Source organism: Endozoicomonas sp. ISHI1 (genome assembly GCF_024606225.1).
In the GTDB taxonomy this organism is placed as follows: Bacteria; Pseudomonadota; Gammaproteobacteria; order Pseudomonadales; family Endozoicomonadaceae; genus Endozoicomonas_A.
This window is the reverse complement of record NZ_JAGRPU010000024.1, coordinates 50757-76826: the sequence shown is the minus strand read 5'-3', so window position 1 is coordinate 76826 and position 26070 is coordinate 50757. Positions and strand designations below refer to the sequence as shown.

The window sequence follows — 26070 nt, the reverse complement described above, 5'->3', positions numbered from 1 at the left end:
TTCAGAGGCTAGCCTCTCAAGCCGGCACTGCCCGTTTTCTTGTTTTCCGGTCCGTCACTGATGCGGAACTGCCGGTTTATAATCTGTGCTATCAGAGTTACTTCCCAGTACTTCTTTAACCTGCTTTGTAACGATATAGCATCAAACTGGTGACCAGGTCTTGATCCAGACGGGCCACCCTGGGCGGGGAATTCAGTCTTGCCGGGAGTTTTCGGCGTTTATCGATAGCGATTGGCTCGATAAAAAAATAGGCCGATGATAATGTCAACTTTCCCGGAGTTTTCCTCACGCCCGGAATCCGGGGGTGCACTGCTTGACAGAGAGTAGCGCTGTTTATCTTACACGGCTGGGCCGTGATGGTGTTTCATCTGTCCTGAGTGTCATCGGCTCTGCTTCAAGTGGCTTGATGGCTCTTTGTACTTGCCAATCCCGCTGTCGGCCGCTCTCAGGTTTCGTAAATCGAACTGCCTCTTCAGATATGCACAAGGCAGTGCCTCAACTATACCAGCAATCAGTAAGTGCTTCAAATGGGGGAAAGCTGATACTATAGCACTATGGATAGACATCAGAACGACTCTCGGCAGGCCGGGGAACCCCGCCCAGCGGTAAAAATGATTAATATTGATAGCGAAGATGCCGGGCAGCGGGTCGATAATTACCTGATACGGATTCTCAAAGGCGTACCTAAAACCCGGGTTTACAGAATTATTCGTAAGGGTGAAGTAAGGGTAAACAAAAAGCGTGTAACCGCCGATTACCGGCTTCAGGATGGAGATCTGTTAAGGGTTCCCCCTGTCAGGGTTTCAGAAATGGCTCCCGTGGCAGCGCCGGGGGCGGTCATTACCCGGAAGCTTGAAGACTCCATCCTTTATGAAGACAAATCTCTGATCATCATCAATAAGCCAGCGGGTATTGCTGTTCATGGTGGCAGCGGTATTGCTCACGGTGTTATTGAGACCCTGAGAAATATTCGCCCCGAGGAGCGAAGTCTGGAGCTGGTCCATCGTTTGGATCGTGATACCTCGGGCTGTCTGATGATTGCTAAAAAACGAAGCATGCTTCGTTATCTTCATGCCCAACTGAAGGAAGACAAAATCAGTAAAATCTACAACGCTCTCGTCCTTGGGCGCTGGCCAAGCAGGAAGGTTCTGGTGAATGCGCCTTTGCTGAAAAATACCCTTCGTTCCGGAGAGCGTGTTGTGACGGTTGATTTAGAAGGTAAACGTTCAAAGACCCTTTATAAGGTCCTGGAGCGGTTTAGTCATGCCAGTGAAATGGCCACTTTGGTAGAGGCCAGTCCGGTTACCGGAAGAACACACCAGATCAGGGTGCATTGTCTGTATGCCGGGTACCCAATTCTCGGGGATGAAAAGTACACGTCAGATGAAGATAATAGACGATTCAGAGAGTTTGGGCTGAAGCGACTTTATCTTCACGCTGCCAGGCTCAGATTGGTCCTGCCGGACGGCCAGACTTTAATAATTGATGCCCCTTTGCCGGAAGATCTTGGCGGTGTGTTAGAGACGCTCAGGGGTTAATGTTTTTAATGATGTTGATCGCGGTTTTTCCAGCGCTATGGGCATCAGGACAAACAGCAGTAAATTGATCAGGTAAGATGGAAAGAAAAGAGTATTCACTGGTTGTATTTGACTGGGATGGCACGTTAATTGACTCAGTGCCCAATATTGTGACCGCTCTGGTGAAGGCGGCAGAGAGTTTGGCGTTGCCTGTTCTTGCAGATGATTCTTATAAAGGCATTATTGGTCTGAGTCTGGGAGAAGCAATTGCAAAACTTTATCCCGGGTTGGATGAAGAGCAGGCCCTCGTTTATCGTGAGGCATACCGGGATTTTCATCTTGAGCTGGAGCAAAAGCCATCCCGTCCTTTCCCCGGAGTTAGCCGGGGTCTGGAGTGTCTGAAAGGCGCTGGGGTCAGAATGGCGGTGGCTACGGGTAAAAAAAGAGCAGGTCTGGAACGCTCGATGGCCGCCAATGATTACCAGCCCTATTTTGAGGCTAGCCGGACAGCTGATGATGCTTATTCCAAACCTCATCCGATGATGCTTGAACAGTTGCTGGCTGAGTTTGGTGTGACTGCAGATCAGGCGCTTATGGTTGGGGATTCCGGGTTTGATCTGGACATGGCTGCCAATGCCGGCATGGACAGTGTGGCGGTCAGCTATGGTGCGCAGGATGAATGCAGGCTCAAAGAGCATGGCCCTGTGCACACGGTGGGCTCTTTTGATGAGTTGGTTGACTGGTTGGGCAAACGCTGACAGTCCCGGTGAAAGAACAGTTTTGTGCCCCGGTCAAATGGGAAACAGAAAAGGTTATTGAAAATAACAGGAGTGAGTTGAGTGAGTAGTTCATGGAATGAGAGTGATGACTATGAACAGTCAGGTGATAAAGATGGGCGTGCCTGGAAGCTGATTGAGGATCTGGCTCAGGGGGCCCTGAGAGAGCAGCGCCGTGCACGTCGCTGGGGGATTTTCTTCAAACTTCTGACCTTTGCTTGGTTGTTTGTATCCGTGGGTGTTTTCTATAAAGCCATGCATGTGGATTTTTCCAGTGCTCCAGCCAGTGTATCTCACACTGCTCTGGTCGACCTGGATGGTGTTATCGGTACCGATGATGTCAATGCTGACTCAGTGGTTACAGGGCTGCGCGCGGCTTTTGAAGATAAAGGCACAAAGGGTGTTATTCTTCGTATCAACAGCCCTGGTGGCAGTCCCGTTCAGTCTGGTTACATTTACGACGAGATCAGGCGTCTGAGACAAATGTATCCTCAGACTCCTCTCTATGCAGTGGTCATGGATATTGGTGCTTCAGGTGGTTACTACATAGCGGCGGCGGCTGACAAGATTTATGCGGATAAAGCCAGTCTGGTGGGTTCCATTGGTGTAATTTCTTCCGGCTTTGGCTTTGTTGACGCCATGAAAAAGCTGGGTGTGACTCGTCGTACCTACACTGCGGGTGAATTCAAAGCCTTTAATGATCCTTTCCAGCCACAAGACTTTGAAGCTACGCAGCGGTGGCAGCAGTCTCTGGATACGATCCACAATCAATTTATCAATGTGGTCAAGCAGGGGCGTGGAGATCGACTGTCTAATAACAAGGATATCTTTTCAGGTATGGTCTGGACAGGTGAGCAGGCGGTAGGACTGGGTCTGCTTGATGGTCTGGGCAGTGCAGGTTATGTGGCTCGTGAAGTGATTGGTGAGGAAGAAATTGTCGACTTTTCTCTGCGTTTGACACCTTTTGAGCGTTTTGCCAGAGATTTCGGTGCGGGGGTTGCCTCAACTGCGGTTAAAGTGCTTGGGCTGAACTCGCTATCGCTGCAGTGATGTTTTTGGAGTGATTAAGGTATGAAAATGGCCAGCGATTTACTGGCCTTTTTCATACTGCTTCTGACATGGTCAGAGGTAGTGATGGGCTGGTTGGGAGATAGTGTTGTCTGCGTCTTTTTTGCCCAGATCGTTTTTGCTCTTGATTAAATCCGCAACGAGCGCAACACTCGCTGTTATGGATAAGGTTCAAGCTACCTTGTCAAACACTTAAGAAAGATATTTCTGGCACCGTTGATATCACGATCAACGGTGAAGCCCTCACCCTTAATCATTTTGGAAGAACCTAATTTTTCGTCAATGGTCCCGTTCCATGATTGAGTCTTGGATGTATAGGCTTCGTTGCAATCAACGACATGCTTTCCATACTTTTTTGCGTACCACTTAAGCCGCTTTTTGAATGGGTAGTGATTGAGGTCAAGCATCTGGCGGCAGGTGTTACGGCGAATGGTGCGAACCTTCTTATCTTTGCGTGTGACCATACCTCTTGTCTCAAAGGTTGGCAAAAATACAACGTCGTAGTTCGACACCAGCTCGAACGCCAGCCGGTTATGCAGATCAAGAACAATGTCATCCTTTTTGCATTTCAACCGGTCAATTTTCCTGTTGAAATGAATAATTCGATCTCTTGCCACCCGCTATCAACGCCTCTTTTTCGCTGTAGCAAGTGGCAAAGGTGCGAACTCCGGGGTCAACTCCAACGCATCTAACCTTCCCTTGGATTTCGGGATTTAGCTCAATATGTTGTTGAACCTGAATGAACCAGCGACCTTTGTCGTAGGTTACGACACAAGATTTACCCATCGCTTCTGCTGGCACATCTTCTGTCAGGTGAATCTTGCCAAGAGCCTGTACGCAGGGATTTAATCCCTTTGGCAAACGGTCAATAGAGAATGAGTGTCTGCTAACTTTGCGGCTTTTGAAACTGATTTCTGCAAAGCCCTCTTTAGCTCCCCTGAGCTTCTTGTTGTGCTTGCAGACCGCTTTGAATGTAGTCGCTGCCGCCAGTGCTCCATTATCAGAAACAATCGAGTTATAAGCCCTGCCACTTTCTTTTTGCTCCTGCTCCACTTGAGCTTTAATGGCGGGTCGCATATTGATGAATTTTCCGCTGGCATCTTTATAGTCATCGTTACGGAAACGCTCAACAGCAAGGTTGTACGACCTGCGATAGAGTATCAGGGCATCGTGATAGGCTTGCTCATTCTCTGGGTAAAACCTGATCTTTTTTGACGCGGCTGTCTTTGCGTCTTTTAGCAGATCGCTTCCCGTAGTGGCTATTGCAGAATGAGGTAATGAAACCGATAAGCTCTTGGGTGCCGAATGACTCACTTTTGGAGCAGGATACGCTTTTGCGTGTCAATGCTGGATTTTTGCTTTCCAGAACTGACTCTTGCATAGCATATCTTCCTTTACTGGTTAATGAATATGCGGAAGTAACCACCACTGGTTTGCTTCACTTTTTCGTAGTGACCGCTTTCGATCTTGCGCCTTATAGTTTGGCTGGTTACGCCTTCAATCTTGGCGAGCTTTGTAGCTGAAACCCACAAGATAAATTCACCTTCTGATGATTTATCTTGTGTCTAGCGTAATTGATTTTTCGATTGTTGCAATTTTATTTGACTGTTGTTTTTCAGTGTATTGTATCCTGCTTCAAGATCAAAAAAGCGAGCTAAACATAGCTCACTTTTATTTCTTAAAATACTTTCATTGAACTTCCCCTGCCGTACAGCGGAACCTCTATTCTTTGGTCAGATTCCAGTAGATCTTTGAAGTTCCACTCACGCTGACTCCAGTCGTCACCCATGTACTTAAACACAACATCACCAGAATCCAGGTTGTAAGTGATCGTGTATTCGGTTGCGTAGGTATTCATCCCATCCTGAGGTCGGTAAGCAGCCTGTTGTGGTACTTTGAATGCTGTACCTTCTACAGACATCATTGCATGTTTAGGAGAAGTGGCGTTTTGTAACTGCGAAACAAAGTACTTAGCAAACACATAGCGTTGTTCAGAATCAGTGTTGCCTGCCTCTAGTTGGAATTGGCTACCATAACCACCAAACTCTTTAAGCTGTTGTGATTTCTCAGCCCAGGCTTCATTCAGGTCCTTTTGGCTTGTGTTGGTTACAACTTGTGCGTCATCACCGCGGTATATGTTTACGCCATTTTCATCGTATTGAATAACAGCGCGGTCGCCGGATACGTCAGAGACAATGTAGTGCCAACGCGGTGGTTCCTGCATACCAGGAATAGTGGTTAAACCGACTTCAATATCTTTCACGTTGTCGATTACTTGCTCAACATTGTCAAAGTTTGCTAAAAAATAGCCTGCTAGCTCATTTTGACTTAGCGTATTGCCATCGCCTTTTTCTAATGCCATTCCGCGATAGTATTGAACGCTCGCTTGTAAGCCATGCTCATTAACGCCTTCACCGACTAATTTTCCGTAACCGCCAATCGCTAGAAAGCTATTTTTGACCGTGTATTCTTTATCGCCGGTCTCAGCGCCGTGAAAATTACGCTTTTCGCCTGCCGCTACTTTTAGAAGTAATGGTTTGGTTGACTCCATCCAATCCATTGTGCGTGTAACCACTGCTCCTTGTGGGCTATTCCAAAATACATTTGAACAAGCTTCAGTAATGGTGGAAACAGAAAGCGAAGAAATGACAAATGTTGTTAGTAAATTTCGATTGACTTTTTTATTCATAATTTTCTCCGATATAAAATATTCATTAACTTGTTTCGACAAATAAAATATGGTTTTTATTCTCTCTTTGCTATGAATAGAGTTATGAAGTTATTCGATGGCTGAATGTAAAAAACCATTGGGCAGGTATAAAAATAATATTTATAGCCGCAGGAATTCAGGATTAATATCTGATTCAATCGGTCATTTTATATTTTTGATGAAGCTTGCCGCTTCACCGGTATTATCTTCAGAATTTGTAGTGCTTTTAGCTACTTTTTTGGCCTTAGGGTGTATGAATCCTGTGCTGCTAGCCTGAACTGATAGATACAGGCTGCGCTGGCCAGTTCAAAAAAGTGTTGCCCATTTCTTGTCGTTTTTCTTGAGTCATTTGTAAGACTCCTTTGCGAAGCCAAACTGATATTTGGTGATCTTGAAAGGATGCTTTTTTTCATTTCCATTGGCTTAAGAAAATAGAGGTGATTTTGTAAAGTGTATTTATATGACTGTGTTTTTTTATGTTAAGAATTGGTGTTTATTAATCATTGTTGTGTTTTTTATTTTGCTGAGGTTTAGAGGTTGGAATGTATTTTTGTAACTGATTGGGCAGGTTTAAAATAAAAACTGAAGTAGATCCCAGTAAAAAAAGGCCAGCTAATGGGCTGGCCTTTCTTATGTCTTGCCTGATAGGCGATTAAAAGTAGTAACGAGCCTGCACAGACAGGGTGTTGTCACCTTCCTTCTTGCCATCAGTATTTTTGCTGTCGTCAATGGCGTATTCAACGGCGAACTGCATTGGGCCGGTTTCATAAATGGCACCAATCATGGTTTCTTTCAGAGTTGCCTCAAACTGGTCAGTGCTTGCTGAACTGTTGTCTTTCAGTTCGTTGTAACCTGCTTCCAGGGAGAAGCCTTGCAGAACATTGTTCATAGCCAGTCGACCGTAGAGTTCGATACCCTTGGACTTGACGTCAAGGTCGCCACTCAGATTGGTTTTGTTTGTCAGCTCGCCGTACATGGCAGCCAGGTACAGTCTTTCGTTTTCAAATTTCAGGCCGGCGGTCGCAGACTTGGATTTCTCCTGATCTGCAAAAGTGCCTGTTTCTTCGTATTTAGTTTCAGAGTAGGCTGCGCCCAGGGACAGGCCCATGGCCAGGTCATAGCTGGCAGAGATGCCGAAACCGGAATCACGCTGGGCATTTGTTACTGTCTGATCCTGCATTTGATACTGAAGGCCGATGTTCAGACCGCCGAAGCTGTTGCGGTACTGGATAACATCATCGGCACGGGCAGAACCGTCGAAGTCACCGCCGTTTCGGCCATCATAGATACCCAGAGCGCTACCACCGCCGATGGCATACATGTCGGTCCAACCGGAAACGTCATACGTTACGCTCCAGTTTTTACCGGCAGCGAATGCACCCATTTCTTCATGGCTCAGGCCAACATAGCCCAGACGGTTGAAGAAGGTTTCTTCCTTATTGCCATCGGCGTCGTACTCATCTTTAGCGCGGAAGCCCCACTCTGCGACACCCTGGCCGGTCCATCCGCTGTCAAACTTGTGTGCGAACTTGAAGTTAATACGAGCACTGTCGTTGTTCAGGGTGTTATCGCCATCATGATTTTTGGCAACAACACCAACACGGCCACCAATGCTCAGGCTGCTTGTGCCGTCGTCGTAAACGTTCACTGCCATTGCTGGACCTGCCACTGCTGTGGCTACTGCTGCGGCCAGAATTTTCTTGTGCATGATCACTATGTCCCAACTAATTGTGTGTTTAATGTTGAAACGAGATTGTTATGTAGTTGTACTAACGGGTCACGTTGAAAGCATCAATGGTTATATCGAAATGCCGAATGTGTTAAGTGAGGGGTCGACGTGTAAATTACTTATCGGTCGGTTCAATGGGCTGAGTGAATTCTTTCACTGGTTAAGGGAGGCTGGAATGACTACTCTACTCGCTATGAATCGTCTACTCCGATTCATGTGTTGTGTGTATTTGCCGGCATCAACCCAGAGTCATTGATGCCGGCTTTTTTGTTTTTAGGGTTTAGTCCCTTTAAAATGTTTCCGGGTTCATCAGGTCGGTGAAAGGGTTTTGTCTTCTCCTCTTTTTGTCAGGAAGAGGCTAAAACAAAGTGCTTTCATGAAGCGTAAAAACAGTTTGTTTCAGTACATATAATAAGCAGTCTGGGCAGTCTTTTTTGCGCTGGGGGCATTTCTATGTCTAACAGAGAGATTGATTACTCATGGCCAGTAACCGGCTGAAAATGAGTTTGCTGCCCGCTTTGCAGGCTATTCTGGATACCGGCAGTGTAACCCGCGCAGCAGATCAGATGCATGTGACACAGTCCACAATGAGCAGGACTCTGTCACAGCTGCGAGAAGCGTTGAATGATCCCATCCTGGTCAGGGAGGGGAATCATATTTTCCTTTCTGAAAAAGCTCGTCAGGTTCAACCACTGGTTTCAAAACTGATGGCAGACTCTGAGACGCTTTTTGAGAATCAGAACTTTGACCCTGCAACCAGTGAGCACCATTTCCGGATAGGTTCAAGTTCGGTTGTTCTCGATCATTTTCTGATTCAGGCCCTGATTGAGCTTAAGCAGATTGCGCCGGGTATCAGTTGTTCTGTCTCGCTTCCGGACGAGGGTACGATTTACTCCATGGAGTCAGGTGAGTTGGATCTGGGGGTGATTGTCGCTTTTCCTGAGACGACTGAGAACCTCTGCAAAGAAGTCATTAATTCAGCGTCGTTTAATGTTCTGATGCGCAAGGGACACCCGATGAGCAGTCGGGAAACGCTCGATCTGACCGAGATGGATCAATTTCCCTTTGTGGTGACCCAGGCGGTCATCGCTGCCAGTCCTTATATCAATCAATTGCGTGAGCAGTATGCCTTTTTACGGAATCCTTGGCTTAAGCTACCAAGCACGGAGGCTGCTTTGAAGGCGATTCAATCCAACGACGCATTTACCATTGTGACCAATGTGGAGTATCTGGCGTTGGATTTGTTTGAGGATTATGTCCTCCTTCCTATCTTGTCAGACTCTCCGCCCCTGAGCTTTGAACTGGTGTGGCCGGAACATTGGCAGTTTAACCAGGCGCATCAGTGGATGAGAGGCTTTTTGTTAAGTAAGTTTCAGGAGTTTTTTAAAGCGAGCGAAAAACTTTGATCCGGAACACCAGTACTTATTTGGCCTGGTGGTTGCCGACGCTTCTGTTTCATGACCTTTTCATAATAATGGTATTCATTCATAGCTGTTATGCTTGCTGCGACTTCTTACGTTTACGTACCTCATCAAGGCTGACCACATTATCTGGCAAAGCCAATGGTGCCTCCTGTCCGATAACAGTGGCTGTTGCAGCGGGAAAAGGATTCGGAAAATCCCCGTGGGGCGTTTCCGGATACGCCCACACAGACAGACCTTTGGCAAACCTGAACAGCCAGTCATCCACCATCCGCGACATGGGTATAAACCTCTCCATTTGTCTGGCTCCAGGAAACAGCCTGGCCTTTTTGTGGACGCAGTTGATGCGGTGCATTCCCAATCCGATCTCTTCACTCTCGTCTAGCTGCTCCAGCCCATATTGTTCATAGGACTGACTCAGCCACTGCTCAGCATCCGCAACATGTCCGTTGACGCTGAGGTCGGTATTTCTGACAAACCGGATTTCCTTCTCCATATCCAGAAACTGGTCATACATGCTCTGAGCTTGCTCTTCTGTTGTAGCTCCACTCTCCATGGCCATATGAATAGATTCTCTGACCCAGCGATTGGTAAATCGCTCAGCAAACTCGTCTAAATCGCTAAACATCGGGTTAGAAAACAGAATGGCATAACGACTGCGGGCTTCTACTGCAATCACGTCCGTGTACCGTTTTCTATTTCGGTAGCCCTTAACCGCATGCACCTGCCAGGCAATGACATTATTGCCAGAAGCAATGGGCTGAGTGCCTATGCGCTTACCATCCGGACTGGGTAAACGATTCAGATCAACCTTCATGTGCTTACAAAAGGCATTGGTGGCAGAAATTAATACTTCAAGCATTCGCGGTATCTCTTGGCTGTTCTCTCGCGAGAGGGCTTACTGGCTGAATATTACAGATTTGAACTATCAGTCAAATCACTGCGGGATGCAAGCAAGGACAAAGTAGTGACATTACTTTACAGGCAGGCTTCGGGGAACAAGTTATTCACTCGAGCAATGAACCCTGAACTGCCTCATTGTACTGATCAGGCCTCTCACCATCAATCAACAGTTCCTCTTCCTGGTTACCCTGCCCATCCAGAACCCGGTAGAGTAGAGAATAAGCGACCCTCCACCGCCTTTCTGCTACTTGCAGGGTGACTGATTTAGTATTCAGGCGGATGACATGGCCAAAACGTTCCTCTCTATGCTTATCTTTAAAACCCAGCAGATCACCCACAGCAATAGCATGGCGACTCAGCCCCCGTTGAGTTTCATGATTGACGCGGGTGTCGGCACCTTCGAGATTGAGCATGTAGTAGGGTATTGCCCAGCGTTTGCCATCGGTAAAATCCAGCACCAGTGCCCGCTTTTGCCTGAGCTGCAGCACCTCACAGTTACGCAGCGAATTGCTGCTACGGTCAAAGTAGCTTAGCTTGTGCCCTATGGTCAGCGCCGCCTTGATGCGGCCAATTCGCTCTGATGATTCCAGTTCGCGGTCAATCATGGCATTCAGCCGGAACAGATCAAAAGTGCTTGCCCGGTTCAGGGCTTCCAGCAATTGGGCGTAGTCCATGGTTGGTTTGGCAGGAGGGTTACTGTTATTCATTCGTCGTGATTATTCCAGAAAAGAATATTCGACCATCGTCACGTTCTGAAGTATATTTGCACATATCAGACTCCACCATCCAACATCTCCCGCAAACTCTGCTGCGTCGCCGCCTTAAACGCCGCACCCGTGGCCAGCAGTTTATAAAGCTCCAGCTCATTGCGCCGGTTATTCAGCATCACCTCATCAAAAATCTTGTTAAAGGCCAAATCCCGGTTGTGGCGATCAGCGTTCCCCTGGTACTTGGCGGCAAAGTCCGGATGGTTCCGAATACTGCTGGCCATGCTCATAAACTTCACCCGTTGCAGGCCGTAGGAGGACAAATCCACCGAGTTCAGCAACTCATCTTGTGCATAACCATAGTTCAGCGCAACGGTGGCAACACCTTCTGCTACCCTGTTCCTGTGCTCAAGGCAGGTGCCGGTAAGCTGCTATTCGATGGCGGCCTCAAGTGCCTGCTCATTGGTTTGGCTGACCATAATCATCTCTCAATTGACACTGGAACCTTAGGGGTTACACTTCAGCTATGATAATCAGTTTTCTGCACAAAGGGTTGGAGCGGTTCTATCGTACCGGTAAAACCTCGGGAATACAGGCGCAACATGCCAGAAAATTACAGCGCCTTCTCACCAACCTGGAAGAATTGGAGCATATTTCTGAAATGGATTTTCCCGGCTACCGTCTGCACCAGCTAAAAGGAGAACGGCAGGGTATCTGGTCGGTCACGGTCAGTGGCAACTGGCGAGTTACCTTCCGACTGACTCAGGCCGGTGTCGAAATAGTTAACTATGAGGATTACCACTGATGCCAATGTACAACCCCGCTCACCCCGGTGAAATTCTGGGTGAAGATCTGCTGAAGCCGCTTGGACTTTCTGTTACCCAAGCGGCTGAACACCTGCACGTCAGCCGGAAGACCCTGTCCAAAATCATCAACGGCAGGGGGGCGATTACCGCAGAAATGGCGTTGCGTTTGGAAAAAGTGTTTGGCAAACCCTCTGCCGTCCATTGGCTGCGGATACAAAATGCCTATGACCTTTGGCATCTCAAGCAAAGGGAACTGGGCATCACTCCCTACCAATCGGACGCGGCCTGACGCCCTCAGGTCACCTTGATTTTGTCGGTTACGGCGCTGTTGATCAGGGTGGCTTTGTACTCTTTTAGTCGTTCAATTTGTTGCTGGTGGAAGGTGATGGCTTTGTTGATCAGGGTGGTTTTGCGATCCAGAAAGGCGGCTATGGTAGATATATAATGGTCACCATTAAGATAAGTATCGTCGTTATCGGTGCCTGATACCGATAAGAGCTTTTTTCAGAGCTGCATCTCGACGCGTATGACCTATCCTTGAAATGTCCCGGCAGAGGCTGTGGTGTTGTCATCCACTGCTTGATTGTCGGTCACAGGGTTGCCACCGTCATTCATATCGGTGAGGTGCTGGCTTTCAAAGGGTTTTACATTGTTGTTATTAATGGCCATGTAAATTCATTATCGGTATCGGGGGAGTCTATCTATGAGAAGAGTTAATTATTTTTTTCTAGTGCAACTATTTGTAATAACAGTATTGTTCATGCCGAAAATTGCCAGTAGTTATCAAAAAGAAGATTTTGATTTTTTACGTCGCAATAACACCAATGATATCCTTTTTAATTCAGGTGATGAGCTGGCCAAAAGCTACTCCTTTTTTTTTATCTACCATTCTAAAATTTGAAGTGAACTATTGGTCTTTAAGTCTGATTAGGTATAAATTATATCCCCAATCACCGTTAAATGGAAACTCTCGCGAGTTAATTGAGATGGCATCGTTGATGACAGTTGGTTCAATTGCCCTCAAAGAAACCTACAGCTCATGGCCAAAACAACCAGTTTTGGAAAGACTTTTATCAACGAGTGGTATTCTATCCACTGTCATATGGGGAACAGCGATCATTGAAAGAGAAATAACCGTAGAATCCCTGATTTTTCTGTATCTTATTGTTCAAGCTATGACGGGTACCATAATAGATATGTTGTCTAAATTTACTATTGATATCGCTAATATTAAAATAGAGAATATTTGTGCTCATTATGAATTTTTTGAAGTGTTTCTTAAGTTGATGTCAATCAACGTCTTGTTAGGGCTCAATGTATATGAATTTTTGAAATTCAATAATCCTGATGCTTTTAAAAGAACTTTAAGTTGTATTGCTTTCTTATCAATTTTATATGTGTCTACCCACACAATATCTGACTCTATCTTTGCTTCATCTACTCTTCTTTACAACTTTAACAAAGCTTTCCTGACAAGTAACTTATCAATTGCCTTGGTTGTAGTCGTAATCGCATTCGATGTTGCACTCGAATATAGAGACATAACCCAAAACGAAAGCGTGGAAATCGGATGCTCAGCCTTCTTGGGTGCTTTTGCCGGAAACATAATCGGAGCATTGAGCAGAGGCGCTTTCTTTTTTGAAGCCGCTGATGAGCTAGACACAAGCGAAACCGCACTGAGTCTTCGAGCCATAATCGGGATGGGAGTCCTGGTCGGCGTATCCACAATGCTCATCATGGGTGGAGCTCTGGCTGTATCCATCAACGGATTAGTGCCAACAGATGGCAATGAAAACGCCCACTCAGTTACAGTACTGAAAATAGGGCTGGTCGCATCGCTGTTCGCCCTTATCAATAGCTATGCCAAATTTGTTGATAATGGCACTCCAGTAGACGAAACATTGAGTAAAATAGGTTGGGGTCATTGGACGCGCCCTTATTTAACACTCCATCAAATATATGATTATCTGATTCAGATGACCTATCCTCTGGAGCCTGACTGGGAATAGCGTCCTCGCTTCGGGGTTGTCTGGACGGGGTCGCTTGGATGGACACTATTCTCAGTCAGCCACCCAGGATAAGCATCGTTGCTATAGGTGCTGGCACTGACAAAGGCTCATCATAAAGCTGCATCTGCAACCCTACGGTCTATCCTTGAAATATCCCGGCAGAGGCTGTTGATGTCATTCATTACTTAACTGCCGGTTAAACGGCCAACACCGTCATTTACATAGGTGAGGTGCTGGCTTTCAAAGTGTTTTGCATCGGTACTGGTGATTATGTAAATTCATTGCCGGTATCGAGGGAATCCATCTATGAGAAGAGTTAATTGTTTTTTTCTGGTGCAACTATTAGTGATAATAATGCTGTTCTTGCCGAGAATTGCTAGCAGTTATCAAAAAGAAGATTTTGATTTTCTACGGCGCAATAACACCAACGATATCCTTTTTAATTCAGGTGATGAGCTGGCCAAAAGCTACTCCTTTTTTTTTATCTACCATTCTGAAGTTTGAAGTGAACTATTGGTCTTTAAGTCTGATCAGGTATAAATTACATCCCCGGTTACCGTTAACCGAAAACTCCCGCGAGTTACTTGAGATAACATCGTTGATGACAGTTGGTTCAATTGTCTTCAAAGAAACCTACAGTTCATGGCCAAAAAAACCGGTTTTGGAAAGAATTTTATCAACGAGTGGACTTCTATCCAATGTCTTGTGTGGATTATCGATCAGTGATGGAGAAATAGCCATAGAGTCCGTGATTTTTCTGCATCTTATCGTTAAATCTATGACAGGTACCATAATAGATGTACTGTCTAAATTTACTATTGATATCGCTAACATTAAAACAGAGGGTGTTTATGTCGATTATGAATTTTTTGAAGTGTTTACTAAGTTGACGTCAATCAACGCCTTTTTAGGACTCAGTGTATATGGATTTTTGAAATTCAATAGCCTTGATATTTTTAAAAGAACTTTAAGTTGTATTACTTTCTTATCAATTTTATATATCTCTACCCGCATTATATCTGACCTTATTATTTTTGCTCCATCTACTCTTTTTCATGGATTTAACAAAGCTTTACTTGCAAGTAACTTATCGATTGCCTTAGTCGTAGTCTTAATCGCATTCGATGTTGCATTCGAATATGTAGCCATGATTCTAAACGAAAGCATGGCAATCGGAAGTGCATTCTCATTAGGAGCTTTATTCGGAAACTTTATCGGAGTAGTAAGTAGAGCCACTTTCGTTGTCAAAGCCGTTCAGCTAAAAACCACCGAAACCGAACTGAGCGCCAGAGCCGCTATCGGGACGGGAGTCTTGATTAGCACATCCGTAATGCTCATCATGGGTGGAATTCTGACCGTTGCCAGCAAAGGATTAATTCTAACAGATGCCAATGGCAGCACCCACTCAGGCAGGATGCTTAAAGTGGGGTTAGTCGCATCTTTATTCGCCTTGGCTAATAGCTATGCCAGATTTGTTGATAATGGGACTCCAGTAGACGAAACATTAAGTAAAACAGGTTGGGATCATTGGACGCGCCCTTACTCAACACTCCATCAAATATATGATTATCTGAATCAGAAGATTTATCCAATAGACAATTAACGCAGGTTCAACAGTCTGAATTTTGGTCGGTGCAGGATGATTCAGCTTTTCCGGGTAGAGCTTTTGTGTTTGGAATATCAGGCAATCATGTGGATTGACTCAAAAGTTCAGAAAAAAGTGTGCATAAACGGAAATTACATATTGTTATTGTTGCTTTGTAGTCCGTTGGTTGCAGGTCTGAACGTTAAACAGCTTAATGCGGTTAAACCCTTTGACAGAGACTTTTCTTGCCCCTATTATTGCGCGCTTATGACAACCAACCCGTGAACCCCGTGACTCATGGCTATCGGACAATTACCCAAAGCCTTTGATCCGCGTAAATTCGCGCGTCAAGGCAGGCAGTTTCAAGGCTCCCTGGCATTGAGTCAGTTTAGTCGGCTGGTAGACAGTCTGGTTGATGACAGGGGCGAAGTTCAGGTTGATCTTCGCTTTTCATTGAGTGAAAACAACCGGGTTGTGCTGGAAGGGCATGTTGAGGCAGAACTGAGCATGATCTGCCAGCGCTGTCTGGATGTGGCCAGGCTGCCTGTGCGAGCTGATCTCCATTTGATGGGGGTGCTGACCGACGAGCAGGCCAAAGCCCTGCCGGAAGACTTTGAACCGTTGATGTACGGTGATGAACCGGTAGAATTATTGCCTATTCTCGAGGAAGAGCTGATTCTGGCACTTCCGCTGGTGGCCTATCATCCGCCTGAGGACTGTTCAGCTCAGCAATACTTTACTACTGAGTCTGAAGAAGAGGCTCAGGCTGCTGCCATTGAGGCAGATGAAGAGCGCAAGAACAGTAACCCTTTCAGCGTTCTGGCCAAATTGAAAACAGATACTACGACCCAGGAGAGTTGACACATGGCTGTTCAGCAAAACCGTAAAACCCGTTCCAAGCGTAATATGCGCCGTTCCCACGATAGTCTGACTTCTGCTCAGCTGTCTGTGGAGGCAGCTTCCGGCGAAACTCATCGTCGTCACCACGTTTCTGCTGAAGGTTTCTACCGTGGCAAGAAAGTGGTTGAAACCGGCGAAGACTAAGTTCTCAGGTATGCTTGCCCTAAGGAATGAGTACAGTGATTGCTTTGCTGTCTCCCGGAGGCATGAAATAAAATGACATCAGGTGCAAACGCTGGTTCACAACTAACGGTTGCGCTTGATGTAATGAGCGGGGACGATGGTCCCCGTTCTCGTATACGGGCGGCTCTCAGAGCGCTCGAGCATTATTCTTCTCTTCATCTTCTGCTTGTCGGTGACAGGCAGCTCATTGAAGATTATCTTTCCGATACCGACTTCTCTGATCGGTCGCGCTTTACCCTGATTCACGCTGAAAAAACCGTTACCATGCACGACAAGCCTTCACTGGCACTCCGTGGAAAAAAAGATTCCTCGATGTGGAAAGTACTTGAGCTGGTCTCGAAGAGTACGGCGCAAGCCTGTGTAAGTGCAGGTAATACCGGAGCTCTCATGGCGATGGGGCGTTATGTACTAAAAACCTTTGCTGGTATTGATCGTCCGGCCATAGCGGCTTCTGTGCCTACGTACGATGGCAGTGCCCTGTTGATGGATATGGGGGCGAATGTTGATTGTACATCGATGCATCTCTACCAGTTTGCCATTATGGGGGCTCAGTTAGCTTCATCGGTGTACGGTGTAGAATCCCCGAAAGTGGCTCTGCTGAATATTGGTACCGAAGAAATGAAGGGGAATGAGCAGGTCAGGCTGGCTCATCATCTGCTCCTGGAAAAGCTTGAGGTACAGCAGGGGCTGGATTATATCGGCTTTGTAGAAGGGCATGATATTGTCAGTGGTCGGGCTGATGTGATTGTCTGCGATGGCTTTGTTGGTAATGTGGCCCTAAAAACGGGAGAGGGGGTTGCGAACTTGATGCGTAGTGGCTTGAGGTCTGTTTTTCGGCGTTCTCTGTTGAACAAGTTTCTTTATTTTTTGATTTCACCGCTGCTGAAAGAATTTAATCGCAAGGTTGATCCGGTGTTGCATAATGGAGCGAGTTTGCTTGGTTTGCAGGGGGTTGTGATCAAGAGTCACGGAGGGGCCGATGAAGAGGGTTTTTATCGGGCCATTTGTCAGGCGGTGAAGGAGGCGCAAAATGACGTTCCCGCCAGAATCGCTCAAGAGGTTGAAGAGCGGTTGCTCTAACAAAACCGGGCTGTCTGGCTATCCTTTCCATATACCATTAATGACCTCGTTGTCTGGTCAGGTCATTCCGGTCTCTGAGGGAAATCAGGCAACCCGACAGAAGTCGTATGTGGTGATGTTAGTTATTTGCCCGGTGTTGTTGTTTTGCTAATTCTGTCATGTTCTAAAGCTGTTGTGTCCTTCATTAATGGTTCAACAACACCTATGAAACATAAAGCGGCCATGATGCCACCGATAATCGGGCCCAGGACATACACCGTCAAAAAACCATAATGATTATCAGGAAACGCCGCGCTCGCCCAGCCGAACATCGACGCCAGCAGTCGGGGGGATAAATCTCTGGCCGGGTTGAGTCCCGCCTGGGTCAGAGGCGCAATAATTGAAATAATGGCGGTAACCGTTAAACCGATAAACAATGGGGTCAATGCCTGATCCGGTCGCCCGGTGTTGCAGGTTTCGGTCAGGGCCAGAATCATAAAGACCAGGGTGAATGTGCCGGTGCACTCGGCAAAAAAAGCATTGGCCGTGGAAACTGAGGCGATCTGTCCTGCCATCGGATTGGGGTAATACTCACCAAACATCATTGCACTTGCTATGGATGATTCGTTGCCGCGGATAATGCCATGGACTAGCTCATACTGCATGATTGAGCTGGAGAAGAGCAGGTAAACCAGGGCGGCGGCCACAAATGCACCGGCAAACTGGGCTGCGAGGTAGCAGGGTAGTAATGTTGCAGGCATCCGACGACTGACCACCATAGCAATGCTCACTGCTGGATTGAGGTGAGCACAGGAAAGGCGTCGGGTGGCGTAAATTGCCAGTGTTACTGCCAGACCCCAGACCATAGCTACCTGGAAGAGCCCGGCATGGGCAGAAAACAATACTGTTACTGCCACTGAGCCACAGCCAAATAAAACCAGGATAAAGGTGCCTATGAACTCTCCGGCAAAGCCCTTCAGATATTTCATTCCAGTCATTCTCCTGATGATTTATGTCTGGTCATCCGATGCATATGCAAACAGTTAAGCTTCTCTGAACCAATCTAAAGGACGCAATGATCTGGGCGACGGGGTGGTTTCCGGATGTTGATTGAACTTCCCGGGTGCAAAGAAAGGTCTACAAGAATCAGAAAGAAGGTAGTTCACAGGCTTGCTCTGCGCAAGCCCTGCACCCATCTCTCTGTCTGGTTTGGTGGAGGTCTCGCGTTTGAAGCTATGTCATGGCTTTATACCTTTGCGTTCATAGTTGTTTCAGTTGGAAACATAAATTTACCAACCTTGGGTTCGACTTTTTCTATAATTGCCTGGATTTTTCGGGAGAAGTGAATAGCTATAAAAGGCAGGCTTCTCTCAACGATTGGCTATATCAGGACTAGACCCAAAGCAATGACGGATTTACTTGCATTTGTTTTTCCGGGGCAGGGATCCCAGTCGGTGGGCATGCTTGCAGACCATATCGACCATCCCGTTGTCGTTCAGGCCTTCACTGAAGCTGCTGAGGTGCTTGGGTTTGATTTGCTCAAGTTGACCATTGCAGGGCCGGGGGAAGAACTCAATAAGACGGAAAATACCCAGCCAGCAGTGCTCACCGCCAGCGTGGCGTTGTGGCGTCTCTGGCTTGAGAAGGATGGTGAGCAGCCTGCCTTTATGGCGGGTCACAGTCTGGGTGAGTACTCGGCACTTGTGTGCTCGGGGGCGATGAAGTTTTCTGATGCCGTACGGGTGGTTCGCCAGCGTGGTCTCTTCATGCAAGAGGCTGTTCCCGCAGGTAGTGGTGCCATGGCTGCCATTCTCGGTCTTGACGATCAGCAGGTGATCTCACTCTGTCTGGATGCTGCCCGGGGAGATGTGGTTGAAGCGGTTAACTTTAACTCGCCCGGTCAGGTTGTTATTGCCGGTGAAAAAGAAGCAGTGGCCCGTGCGGTTGAGCTGGCTAAAGAGGCAGGTGCCAGAAAAGCGATGCCCTTACCTGTGAGTGTGCCTTCTCACTGTGCGCTGATGAAGTCGGCGGCAGAGAAACTGGCTGTTGAGCTGGGGCTTATCGAGTTTAGTGAGCCTTCGATCACAGTGATACAAAATGTTACTGCAGAGCCATGTTCAGAGCCGGAAAAAATTCGTGAAAACCTGGTCAGACAGCTTTATAGTCCTGTTCGTTGGGTAGAGACGATTCAGTATCTGAATGAAGCAGGGGTAGCCCGGTTTGCTGAGTGTGGGCCTGGCAAGGTACTTGCGGGTCTGAACAAGCGGATCATTCGCAGGTCGCCAATAGCAACTCTTGAATCGGCATCCTCTTTCGAGGAATGGTCAGGTCAGTATTAAGCGATAAAGCAGCTTTTAATCGTGACTATTGAAAGTGCTTTTGCAGAAGAACAACAGGATAGAACTATGTCGAACCTTGAAGGCAAGGTAGCTCTGGTTACTGGTTCCAGTCGTGGAATTGGCAAGGCTATTGCCGTTGATCTGGGCAAGCAGGGGGCTGTTGTAGTGGGTACTGCTACTTCACAGTCGGGCGCTGAAAGAATCACTGAAATGCTGCAGGCGGAAGGAATAAAAGGCTGTGGTATGGTATTGAACGTCTCTGTGGCTGGCAATTGTTCTGAAGTGGTCAAATCCGTGACATCTGAATTTGGCGCCCCCCGGATTCTGGTGAACAATGCTGGTATTACCCGTGACAACATACTGATGAGAATGAAGGATGATGAATGGGATGCTGTCATTAATACCAACCTGAGTTCTATATACAGAATGAGTAAGGCAGTGTTGAGAGGTATGACCAAGGCTCGCTGGGGGCGCATTATCAATATCAGCTCCGTGGTCGGCTCCATGGGCAATCAGGGGCAATCGAATTATGCGGCGGCCAAGGCGGGTATAGAAGGCTTCAGTCGCTCTCTTGCCAGAGAGGTTGGCTCCCGTCAGATCTCTGTGAATACAGTGGCACCAGGCTTTATCGATACCGATATGACCCGTGAGTTACCGGAAGAACACAGAACCTTTTTGCAGTCACAGGTGCCAATGGCCCGTCTCGGACAGCCCGAAGAAATTTCTGGAGTGGTGGCTTTTCTGGCCAGTGATGCAGCCGGTTACATTACCGGAGAAACCATTCACGTGAATGGCGGGATGTACATGGGTTAGAGGTCGTGCAATGTTATTGGCACTTGATACGTGTCAAAAACCCTCTGATTAAAGATGAAATTTTCGGTAATATAATGGGCCTGTCCTTGAAATTACCGCAAGCGTTTATATATAGTAATTGACCGCAGATAGGGTGGTCTTCAAATCGTCCTTCTGCACCCGAATATCCATAGGAGCACAACCAGGTATGAGTACCATTGAAGAGCGCGTCAAAAAGATCGTTTGCGAACAGCTTGGCGTAAAAGCAGAGGAAGTCACCAACAGTGCGTCATTCGTAGAGGACCTCGGCGCGGACTCTCTGGACACCGTTGAGCTGGTAATGGCTCTGGAAGAAGAGTTTGAAACTGAGATTCCAGACGAAGAAGCTGAAAAGATCACCACAGTTCAGGAAGCAATCGACTACGTTGTTGCTCATTCCTGATTCTGTCCGGGCTGCATGCGAATAGCTGTATCCTGAAAAAGCCGTACGCAGTAAATTGCGTGCGGCTTTTGTATTTTTACTGTGAGAAACATGGTCGGGACATAACACACTCACATAAAGATTAATGTCATCATTTTTACATGATCATTTAGCATGATTTTTTGTAAACCTGTGGCCATAACTATTTTATGACTCGTGAGACGGCTGAGCTTCATGATTAATTATCAGCGCCCCTGAGGCCCGGGCACAAAAAATAAAGTCAGAAGATCTGATGCAGGAGTGAATTGTTTTGTCGCATAGAAGAGTAGTGGTAACCGGGCTAGGGGCTTTATCTCCGGTAGGTCTGGGAGTTGATCAGAGCTGGCAGTCTGTACTGGCTGGTCGCAGTGGTGTTGAAACTATCGATCATCTGGATGCTGAGAAATTCAGTGTCAGTATCTGTGGGGTAGTAAAAGGCTTTGAGGCAGGTGACTACTTCAATCCTAAAGACGCCCGGAAAATGGATGTTTTTATCCAGTATGCACTGGCGGCTTCCATTGAGGCGATGAAAGATGCGGGGCTGGATGGGAGTGATTTGCTGAGAGGCGATAATGTCGGTCGCTATGGTGTTGTCATTGGTTCCGGTATTGGTGGCATAACGTCTATTGAGCAAAACTATGATACGCTTCATAAATGCGGTCCTCGTCGTATATCCCCCTTCTTCATACCGGCGGCAATCATCAATATGGCGGCTGGCTGGTTGTCCATGCACTACAATCTGCAGGGGCCTAACTTTGCAACTTCTACTGCCTGTGCAACGGGCAGTCATGCTCTGGCCCTGGCCGCCAGAACCATTGCCTACGGTGATGCTGACGTTATGGTCGCCGGTGGTGCCGAAAAAGCCTCTTCGGCACTGGGTATGACCGGATTTGCCGCGGCCAGAGCCCTGTCTACAAGAAATGATCAGCCTGAAGCCGCCAGCCGTCCCTGGGATAAAGATCGGGATGGCTTTGTGCTGGGTGATGGTGCTGGTGTTATGGTTTTGGAAGAGTACGAGCATGCTGTACGACGTGGTGCCACTATTTATGCAGAACTCAGTGGTGTAGGCATGAGTGGTGATGCTTATCACATGACATCACCACCTGAAGATGGTCGCGGAGCGGCCAGAGCCATGCAGTCAGCGTTGGATGACGCCGGCCTTAAAGCAGAACAGGTGGCCTATATTAATGCCCACGGTACCTCTACGCCTGCCGGTGATATTGCTGAAACCAAAGCGGTGCACAGGATTTTTGGTCAGGCTGCCAGACAGGTTGCAGTCAGCTCTACCAAATCCATGACAGGTCATTTGTTGGGGGCGGCCGGGTCGCTGGAGGCCGTGTTTGCTGTAAAATCGCTGCAAAATAATATCGCGCCTCCCACGATTAATCTGGAAAATCCGGGTGAAGGCTGTGATCTGGATTATGTGCCCGGAAAAGCCAGGTCCATTGAGATGGAGCATGTGCTCTCCAACTCATTCGGGTTTGGGGGAACCAATGTGACTCTGGCTTTCTCGAGACTGGATTAGAAACTTTGGATAATCGTCATCCCGCCAGCTGGGTCAATGGTGAGCCAGCTTCTGAAGTATTGATCAGTGACAGAGGTCTGGCATACGGCGATGGTGTTTTTGAAACCATCCGTGTTCAGGCCGGTGCCCCCACTCTTTTTGATCTTCATTGCAAAAGGCTTTGTTCCGGTATGGCTGTATTGGGCATTCCTTTTGATCTGGAGGCGTTCAAAAATGAAGTCAGTGACTTTTTGCAAACGCAGAATCTGAAGGAAGGGGTACTCAAAGCCATTGTGACCCGTGGCACTGGCGGTCGCGGATACAACCCACAGGGTTGTGACAGACCTTGCCGAATTCTCTCTTTTCATTCTTTGCCGGTCTATCCTGGCGACCCGGCGATCAGGGGCGTCAGGCTACATCAATGTAACACCAGGCTCGGTGATAATGCCTTCGCCGGATTAAAACATCTTAATCGTCTCGAGAATGTCATGGCACGCTCTGAATGGCAGGGTACCGATTGTCTGGAAGGTTTGTTACTGGGTATGGACGACAGGCTTGTAGAGGGAACCATGAGTAATTTATTCCTGGTATCCGGCAAAACCCTGAGGACACCGTGTCTTCGCAAATCAGGGGTCAAAGGAGTTTGCAGAGATCTGATTATGGGGCAGGCTCGTCAGTGGGGTTTCGATGTGGAAACGGGTGATTATCATCTGAAAGATCTTGCCGGGGCCGATGAGGTATTTGTCTGTAACAGTGTTAACGGAGTTTGGCCGGTGATTGCCTGTGGCTGTTTGCACTGGTCAGTGGGTAGTGTGACCCGGACAGTCAGGGGTAGGGTTCAGGAAGTTTTGAATGCTTAAAAAGTTGTCATTTTCAGTGATGGGTCTCTGTCTTGCAGGATTGCTGGCAGCCGTTGTATGTTGGAAGGCGTTGGACTGGTACGGCGATCAGCCCGTAAATGAACCAGACACTGGAAGCAGCCTGGAGTTTACTATTTCCCAGGGCGAGTCGATGACTCGGGTGGCAGACAGTCTGGCTGAGTCAGGCTGGCTTCAATACCCAAAGATCTTTGTGCTCCTGGCCAGAATAGAGAAAGCGGCCGGTAGCATTCATGCCGGGGATTATCTGATTCCGGCCGGGATCACCCATAGGGAATTGCTGAAGGTTTTTACTTCTGGCCAAGTGCGCTACTACAACGTGACGCTGGTTGAGGGCTACACGCTGAAAGAGGTAATAGCCATTTTAAATCAACACGAAAAACTGTCTTCCCCTATGGATGAGAAGGCGCTGCAATCTCTCTATAAAAGTCTGGCCATAGAATTGAACCCTGAAGGTCTGTTTTACCCTGATACATACTTCTTCCAGGCCGGTGCCTCGGTTGAATCCATACTCAGACGGGCTTACAACCGGATGGATTCAGTACTCGGTGAAGAATGGGAAAAGCGTGCTGAAGGACTCCCATACAAGAATCCCTACGAGGCACTGATTATGGCCTCTCTGGTAGAAAAAGAAACGGGTGTCGCTTACGAGCGTGGTGAAATTGCGGGTGTTTTTGTCAGACGTTTGCAAAAAGGTATGAGGCTACAAACTGATCCCACCGTGATTTATGGTCTGGGTGATCGCTATAAAGGGAATATCAGTCGACAAATGCTTCGGGGAGTCACTCCGTACAACACGTACATTATCAAAGGATTACCTCCCACGCCTATCGCCATCGCTGGTCGGGAAGCCATTCATGCTGCTTTGCATCCGAAAGATGGTAAATCAATCTATTTTGTCGCGAAGGGTGATGGTACACATTATTTTTCAAAAACACTGGCAGAGCATAATCGAGCTGTCAGAAAGTATCAGATTGAACAGCGTCGTGAGGATTACCGATCGACTGTGGAGACTCAATAATGGCTAATGCTCCCTCCGGCTTTTTCCTGACGATTGAAGGTGGTGAAGGTGCGGGTAAAACGACGGCGGTCGATTTCATTAAAAGCTGGATGACAAGTCATCGGCTGGCGTTTATTGAAACCCGGGAGCCGGGTGGTACCCAGGTTGCGGAACACCTTCGTTCGCTGTTGCTGGGGCATCATGGTGAGCCGTTATCTGATATGACTGAATTGCTGATGATGTTTGCCGCTCGCTCGCAAAATATTTTTCATAATGTTCTGCCCGGGCTGGAAGCAGGAAAAATCGTACTTTGTGATCGTTTTACCGATGCCACCTATGCCTACCAAGGCGGTGGTCGAGGCCTGAATACGCAACCGGTTGAGGCTTTGGAGAATCTGGTACAGGGCTCTCTGCGTCCGGATATGACCGTTCTATTGGATGTTGATCCTGAAACAGGCATGGCCAGAGCCAAAGGGCGAGGTGGCAGGCTGGATCGGATTGAGCAGGAAAAAATGGACTTTTTTATCCGGGTTCGCAATGCCTATCTGGAGAGGGCGAAGCTGTTTCCAGAGCAGTTTGAAGTCATTGATGCCGGACAACCCCTTGAAAATGTTCAACGGCAGTTGTTGGAAGTGCTCTCAAGAAGACTGGGAGAACGCTGATGAAAGACTGGAGCATTTTTCCCTGGCAAAACATTCAGTGGGAGCGAATGGTTCACTGCCAGCAGTCGGATAATTTGGCCCATGCCTATTTGCTCAGAGGTTTGCCGGGTACCGGAAAGCTCCAGTTTGCCAAAGCACTTTCAGCGTATCTGCTGTGCATGAATCCTCAGGCGACGGGTGCCTGTGGTCACTGCAAGGAGTGTGAGCTACTGAAGGCAGGCACGCATCCTGACTTGACACTGCTGGAGCCTGATGAGCCTGGCCGACCTATTCGAATTGATCGTATTCGAAAGTTGAACGAATTTGCCCATAAAACAGCCCAGCAGGGAGGGCGCAGGGTGATTATCCTGAGTCCGGCAGAAGCGATGAATGTCAATGCGGCCAATGCTTTGCTCAAATGTCTCGAAGAGCCGGGGGAAGATACCATTTTCCTGCTGGTTAGTGTCCGTTCTGGCGATATGCTGCCTACCATTCGCAGTCGTTGTCAGCAATTAAACTTTGCTGCACCGGAAAGAACAGAAGCGGAGCAGTGGTTAGCTTCACAACTGGAAGATTCGAGTCTGGTATCGCAATTGTTGGATCTCACGGCTAATTCGCCTTTGGAGGCTAAACGTTTTTCAGATCAGGGACTGCTAGAAAAAAGAGAAGCGCTGGCTGATGGTGTGAAAGGACTTTTCAAGGGGAAGCTAACCCCTGTGGAATTGGCTAAAAACTGGCAGTCAGAGGATTTGGCTCTGACGATTGGCTGGATAATGGGTTGGCTCGATGATGCCGTTAAGCTGGGTTTGGGTGGTGATCCGTCAGACCTTCGAAACCGAGATCAGTTGAAAATGCTCGAGTATCTGGCTCGAAAAAGTAATGCCAGAGACCTCCTGCAAGAGAGGGAGTGGTTGATATCGCAAAGACAATCCCTGCTGGAAGGGGGCAATCTTAATCCGCAGATATTAATGGAAGGTGTCTTCTGCCGCTGCCTTGAGTGGGTTTTGTAAATGATCCTGAGTGAGCGATGTCAGATAGAACAACTGGCATTACTCATCATTCAGAACAGGTTGATCAGGTCTT

At 47.6% G+C, this 26070-nt stretch carries 30 protein-coding genes; 20 read left to right on the top strand and 10 right to left on the bottom strand.

The genetic code is table 11. The features are described 5' to 3' along the window. Positions 1-611 precede the first annotated feature (611 nt). From rluC to KBW69_RS15495, 3 genes are all read left to right on the top strand, one after another. The gene (gene rluC / locus KBW69_RS15505; protein WP_257281443.1) at positions 612-1538 is read left to right on the top strand and encodes a 23S rRNA pseudouridine(955/2504/2580) synthase RluC; all 927 of its coding nucleotides are present in this window, start codon (positions 612-614) and stop codon (positions 1536-1538) included. Between the two features lie 77 nt (positions 1539-1615). Beyond that, positions 1616-2275 (top strand): HAD-IIIA family hydrolase, encoded by a 660-nt coding sequence (locus KBW69_RS15500; protein ID WP_257252935.1) that lies wholly within the window; start codon positions 1616-1618, stop codon positions 2273-2275. Positions 2276-2356: 81 nt separating this feature from the next. Continuing rightward, entirely contained in the window at positions 2357-3343 is a 987-nt protein-coding gene (locus tag KBW69_RS15495; protein WP_257281442.1) for a S49 family peptidase, read from the top strand. Positions 3344-3537: 194 nt separating this feature from the next. Here KBW69_RS15495 and KBW69_RS15490 read toward each other — a convergent pair whose 3' ends face one another. From KBW69_RS15490 to KBW69_RS15475, 4 genes are all read right to left on the bottom strand, one after another. After that, entirely contained in the window at positions 3538-3933 is a 396-nt protein-coding gene (locus KBW69_RS15490; RefSeq protein ID WP_257281441.1) for a zinc ribbon domain-containing protein, read from the bottom strand. 4 nt (positions 3934-3937) lie between these two features. After that, a complete protein-coding gene (locus KBW69_RS15485; RefSeq protein ID WP_257281440.1) occupies positions 3938-4675 on the bottom strand; it encodes a hypothetical protein in 738 nt (245 codons plus the stop codon). A gap of 80 nt (positions 4676-4755) precedes the next feature. Beyond that, positions 4756-4893 (bottom strand): hypothetical protein, encoded by a 138-nt coding sequence (locus KBW69_RS15480; protein ID WP_257281439.1) that lies wholly within the window; start codon positions 4891-4893, stop codon positions 4756-4758. Between the two features lie 146 nt (positions 4894-5039). Continuing rightward, the gene (locus tag KBW69_RS15475; RefSeq protein WP_257255595.1) at positions 5040-6050 is read right to left on the bottom strand and encodes a linear amide C-N hydrolase; all 1011 of its coding nucleotides are present in this window, start codon (positions 6048-6050) and stop codon (positions 5040-5042) included. A gap of 97 nt (positions 6051-6147) precedes the next feature. Here KBW69_RS15475 and KBW69_RS15470 point away from each other — a divergent pair, with 97 nt between their 5' ends. Further along, the gene (locus tag KBW69_RS15470) at positions 6148-6348 is read left to right on the top strand and encodes a hypothetical protein (RefSeq protein ID WP_257255596.1); all 201 of its coding nucleotides are present in this window, start codon (positions 6148-6150) and stop codon (positions 6346-6348) included. Positions 6349-6723: 375 nt separating this feature from the next. Here the strand turns inward: KBW69_RS15470 and KBW69_RS15465 are convergent, their stop codons facing one another. Next, the gene (locus KBW69_RS15465) at positions 6724-7779 is read right to left on the bottom strand and encodes a porin (protein WP_257281438.1); all 1056 of its coding nucleotides are present in this window, start codon (positions 7777-7779) and stop codon (positions 6724-6726) included. 500 nt (positions 7780-8279) lie between these two features. On the opposite strand from KBW69_RS15465, the gene KBW69_RS15460 reads away from it, so the two are divergent. Next, positions 8280-9206 carry a LysR family transcriptional regulator gene (locus tag KBW69_RS15460; protein WP_257281437.1) on the top strand — a complete coding sequence of 309 codons (927 nt, stop codon included), beginning with the start codon at positions 8280-8282 and terminating at the stop codon, positions 9204-9206. Positions 9207-9294: 88 nt separating this feature from the next. On the opposite strand, the gene KBW69_RS15455 is transcribed toward KBW69_RS15460, so the two are convergent. The 3 genes from KBW69_RS15455 to KBW69_RS15445 all read right to left on the bottom strand — a co-directional run bounded on the left by KBW69_RS15455 (position 9295) and on the right by KBW69_RS15445 (position 11115). Then, positions 9295-10083 carry a hypothetical protein gene (locus tag KBW69_RS15455; RefSeq protein WP_257281436.1) on the bottom strand — a complete coding sequence of 263 codons (789 nt, stop codon included), beginning with the start codon at positions 10081-10083 and terminating at the stop codon, positions 9295-9297. 145 nt (positions 10084-10228) lie between these two features. Further along, entirely contained in the window at positions 10229-10831 is a 603-nt protein-coding gene (locus tag KBW69_RS15450) for a hypothetical protein (protein ID WP_257255600.1), read from the bottom strand. A gap of 65 nt (positions 10832-10896) precedes the next feature. Next, complete coding sequence (locus KBW69_RS15445; RefSeq protein WP_257281435.1) at positions 10897-11115, bottom strand: hypothetical protein; 219 nt, start codon at positions 11113-11115, stop codon at positions 10897-10899. A gap of 242 nt (positions 11116-11357) precedes the next feature. On the opposite strand from KBW69_RS15445, the gene KBW69_RS15440 reads away from it, so the two are divergent. Both KBW69_RS15440 and KBW69_RS15435 read left to right on the top strand, forming a co-directional pair. Beyond that, complete coding sequence (locus tag KBW69_RS15440) at positions 11358-11636, top strand: type II toxin-antitoxin system RelE/ParE family toxin (RefSeq protein ID WP_257255603.1); 279 nt, start codon at positions 11358-11360, stop codon at positions 11634-11636. Further along, on the top strand, positions 11636-11926 hold the full coding sequence (locus KBW69_RS15435) for a HigA family addiction module antitoxin (protein ID WP_257255604.1): 291 nt from the start codon (positions 11636-11638) through the stop codon (positions 11924-11926). Before KBW69_RS15440 ends, KBW69_RS15435 begins: the two co-directional genes overlap by 1 nt. Positions 11927-12168: 242 nt before the next feature. On the opposite strand, the gene KBW69_RS15430 is transcribed toward KBW69_RS15435, so the two are convergent. Continuing rightward, positions 12169-12306: a hypothetical protein gene (locus tag KBW69_RS15430; RefSeq protein ID WP_257255605.1), complete on the bottom strand. Its 138-nt coding sequence runs from the start codon at positions 12304-12306 to the stop codon at positions 12169-12171. A gap of 101 nt (positions 12307-12407) precedes the next feature. Here KBW69_RS15430 and KBW69_RS15425 point away from each other — a divergent pair, with 101 nt between their 5' ends. From KBW69_RS15425 to plsX, 5 genes are all read left to right on the top strand, one after another. Further along, entirely contained in the window at positions 12408-13646 is a 1239-nt protein-coding gene (locus KBW69_RS15425; protein ID WP_257281434.1) for a hypothetical protein, read from the top strand. A 373-nt stretch (positions 13647-14019) separates the two neighbouring features. After that, on the top strand, positions 14020-15249 hold the full coding sequence (locus KBW69_RS15420) for a hypothetical protein (RefSeq protein WP_257281433.1): 1230 nt from the start codon (positions 14020-14022) through the stop codon (positions 15247-15249). Positions 15250-15528: 279 nt separating this feature from the next. Further along, positions 15529-16092, top strand: a complete 564-nt coding sequence (locus tag KBW69_RS15415) for a YceD family protein (RefSeq protein ID WP_257252593.1) — start codon at positions 15529-15531, stop codon at positions 16090-16092. A 3-nt stretch (positions 16093-16095) separates the two neighbouring features. Beyond that, on the top strand, positions 16096-16275 hold the full coding sequence (gene rpmF, locus KBW69_RS15410; RefSeq protein ID WP_257275391.1) for a 50S ribosomal protein L32: 180 nt from the start codon (positions 16096-16098) through the stop codon (positions 16273-16275). Between the two features lie 72 nt (positions 16276-16347). Next, positions 16348-17394 (top strand): phosphate acyltransferase PlsX, encoded by a 1047-nt coding sequence (plsX, locus tag KBW69_RS15405; RefSeq protein WP_257252595.1) that lies wholly within the window; start codon positions 16348-16350, stop codon positions 17392-17394. Positions 17395-17516: 122 nt separating this feature from the next. Here the strand turns inward: plsX and KBW69_RS15400 are convergent, their stop codons facing one another. Beyond that, positions 17517-18362 (bottom strand): MIP/aquaporin family protein, encoded by an 846-nt coding sequence (locus KBW69_RS15400; RefSeq protein WP_257252597.1) that lies wholly within the window; start codon positions 18360-18362, stop codon positions 17517-17519. 417 nt (positions 18363-18779) lie between these two features. On the opposite strand from KBW69_RS15400, the gene fabD reads away from it, so the two are divergent. The 8 genes from fabD (at position 18780) to KBW69_RS15360 (ending at position 25997) form a co-directional block, all read left to right on the top strand. Then, the gene (gene fabD, locus KBW69_RS15395; protein ID WP_257252598.1) at positions 18780-19712 is read left to right on the top strand and encodes an ACP S-malonyltransferase; all 933 of its coding nucleotides are present in this window, start codon (positions 18780-18782) and stop codon (positions 19710-19712) included. A 66-nt stretch (positions 19713-19778) separates the two neighbouring features. Then, positions 19779-20525: a 3-oxoacyl-ACP reductase FabG gene (gene fabG, locus KBW69_RS15390; protein WP_257252599.1), complete on the top strand. Its 747-nt coding sequence runs from the start codon at positions 19779-19781 to the stop codon at positions 20523-20525. Positions 20526-20712: 187 nt separating this feature from the next. Then, positions 20713-20946 carry an acyl carrier protein gene (gene acpP, locus KBW69_RS15385; RefSeq protein WP_034842413.1) on the top strand — a complete coding sequence of 78 codons (234 nt, stop codon included), beginning with the start codon at positions 20713-20715 and terminating at the stop codon, positions 20944-20946. A 289-nt stretch (positions 20947-21235) separates the two neighbouring features. Next, entirely contained in the window at positions 21236-22489 is a 1254-nt protein-coding gene (fabF, locus tag KBW69_RS15380; protein ID WP_257281432.1) for a beta-ketoacyl-ACP synthase II, read from the top strand. Between the two features lie 5 nt (positions 22490-22494). Continuing rightward, positions 22495-23328 carry an aminodeoxychorismate lyase gene (gene pabC, locus KBW69_RS15375; protein WP_257281431.1) on the top strand — a complete coding sequence of 278 codons (834 nt, stop codon included), beginning with the start codon at positions 22495-22497 and terminating at the stop codon, positions 23326-23328. Then, positions 23321-24367, top strand: a complete 1047-nt coding sequence (mltG, locus tag KBW69_RS15370; RefSeq protein ID WP_257281430.1) for an endolytic transglycosylase MltG — start codon at positions 23321-23323, stop codon at positions 24365-24367. The genes pabC and mltG overlap by 8 nt, the downstream gene beginning before the upstream one ends. Continuing rightward, positions 24367-25008 carry a dTMP kinase gene (tmk, locus tag KBW69_RS15365; protein WP_257281429.1) on the top strand — a complete coding sequence of 214 codons (642 nt, stop codon included), beginning with the start codon at positions 24367-24369 and terminating at the stop codon, positions 25006-25008. Before mltG ends, tmk begins: the two co-directional genes overlap by 1 nt. Further along, positions 25008-25997 carry a DNA polymerase III subunit delta' gene (locus tag KBW69_RS15360; protein ID WP_257281428.1) on the top strand — a complete coding sequence of 330 codons (990 nt, stop codon included), beginning with the start codon at positions 25008-25010 and terminating at the stop codon, positions 25995-25997. Before tmk ends, KBW69_RS15360 begins: the two co-directional genes overlap by 1 nt. Positions 25998-26070 lie beyond the last annotated feature (73 nt).

Excerpts from the sequence above, each read along its gene's own strand:
- KBW69_RS15360 (WP_257281428.1), top strand. The coding sequence starts at position 25,008 with ATGAAAGACTGGAGCATTTTTCCCTGGCAAAACATTCAGTGGGAGCGA.
- KBW69_RS15440 (WP_257255603.1), top strand. The coding sequence starts at position 11,358 with ATGATAATCAGTTTTCTGCACAAAGGGTTGGAGCGGTTCTATCGTACC.
- acpP (WP_034842413.1), top strand. The coding sequence starts at position 20,713 with ATGAGTACCATTGAAGAGCGCGTCAAAAAGATCGTTTGCGAACAGCTT.
- KBW69_RS15475 (WP_257255595.1), bottom strand. The coding sequence starts at position 6,050 with ATGAATAAAAAAGTCAATCGAAATTTACTAACAACATTTGTCATTTCT.
- tmk (WP_257281429.1), top strand. The coding sequence starts at position 24,367 with ATGGCTAATGCTCCCTCCGGCTTTTTCCTGACGATTGAAGGTGGTGAA.
- KBW69_RS15415 (WP_257252593.1), top strand. The coding sequence starts at position 15,529 with ATGGCTATCGGACAATTACCCAAAGCCTTTGATCCGCGTAAATTCGCG.
- mltG (WP_257281430.1), top strand. The coding sequence starts at position 23,321 with ATGCTTAAAAAGTTGTCATTTTCAGTGATGGGTCTCTGTCTTGCAGGA.
- KBW69_RS15460 (WP_257281437.1), top strand. The coding sequence starts at position 8,280 with ATGGCCAGTAACCGGCTGAAAATGAGTTTGCTGCCCGCTTTGCAGGCT.
- KBW69_RS15450 (WP_257255600.1), bottom strand. The coding sequence starts at position 10,831 with ATGAATAACAGTAACCCTCCTGCCAAACCAACCATGGACTACGCCCAA.
- KBW69_RS15500 (WP_257252935.1), top strand. The coding sequence starts at position 1,616 with ATGGAAAGAAAAGAGTATTCACTGGTTGTATTTGACTGGGATGGCACG.
- KBW69_RS15400 (WP_257252597.1), bottom strand. The coding sequence starts at position 18,362 with ATGAAATATCTGAAGGGCTTTGCCGGAGAGTTCATAGGCACCTTTATC.
- KBW69_RS15470 (WP_257255596.1), top strand. The coding sequence starts at position 6,148 with ATGGCTGAATGTAAAAAACCATTGGGCAGGTATAAAAATAATATTTAT.
- rluC (WP_257281443.1), top strand. The coding sequence starts at position 612 with ATGATTAATATTGATAGCGAAGATGCCGGGCAGCGGGTCGATAATTAC.
- KBW69_RS15465 (WP_257281438.1), bottom strand. The coding sequence starts at position 7,779 with ATGCACAAGAAAATTCTGGCCGCAGCAGTAGCCACAGCAGTGGCAGGT.
- KBW69_RS15445 (WP_257281435.1), bottom strand. The coding sequence starts at position 11,115 with ATGGCCAGCAGTATTCGGAACCATCCGGACTTTGCCGCCAAGTACCAG.
- rpmF (WP_257275391.1), top strand. The coding sequence starts at position 16,096 with ATGGCTGTTCAGCAAAACCGTAAAACCCGTTCCAAGCGTAATATGCGC.
- fabD (WP_257252598.1), top strand. The coding sequence starts at position 18,780 with ATGACGGATTTACTTGCATTTGTTTTTCCGGGGCAGGGATCCCAGTCG.
- KBW69_RS15435 (WP_257255604.1), top strand. The coding sequence starts at position 11,636 with ATGCCAATGTACAACCCCGCTCACCCCGGTGAAATTCTGGGTGAAGAT.
- KBW69_RS15455 (WP_257281436.1), bottom strand. The coding sequence starts at position 10,083 with ATGCTTGAAGTATTAATTTCTGCCACCAATGCCTTTTGTAAGCACATG.
- KBW69_RS15430 (WP_257255605.1), bottom strand. The coding sequence starts at position 12,306 with ATGGCCATTAATAACAACAATGTAAAACCCTTTGAAAGCCAGCACCTC.
- fabG (WP_257252599.1), top strand. The coding sequence starts at position 19,779 with ATGTCGAACCTTGAAGGCAAGGTAGCTCTGGTTACTGGTTCCAGTCGT.
- plsX (WP_257252595.1), top strand. The coding sequence starts at position 16,348 with ATGACATCAGGTGCAAACGCTGGTTCACAACTAACGGTTGCGCTTGAT.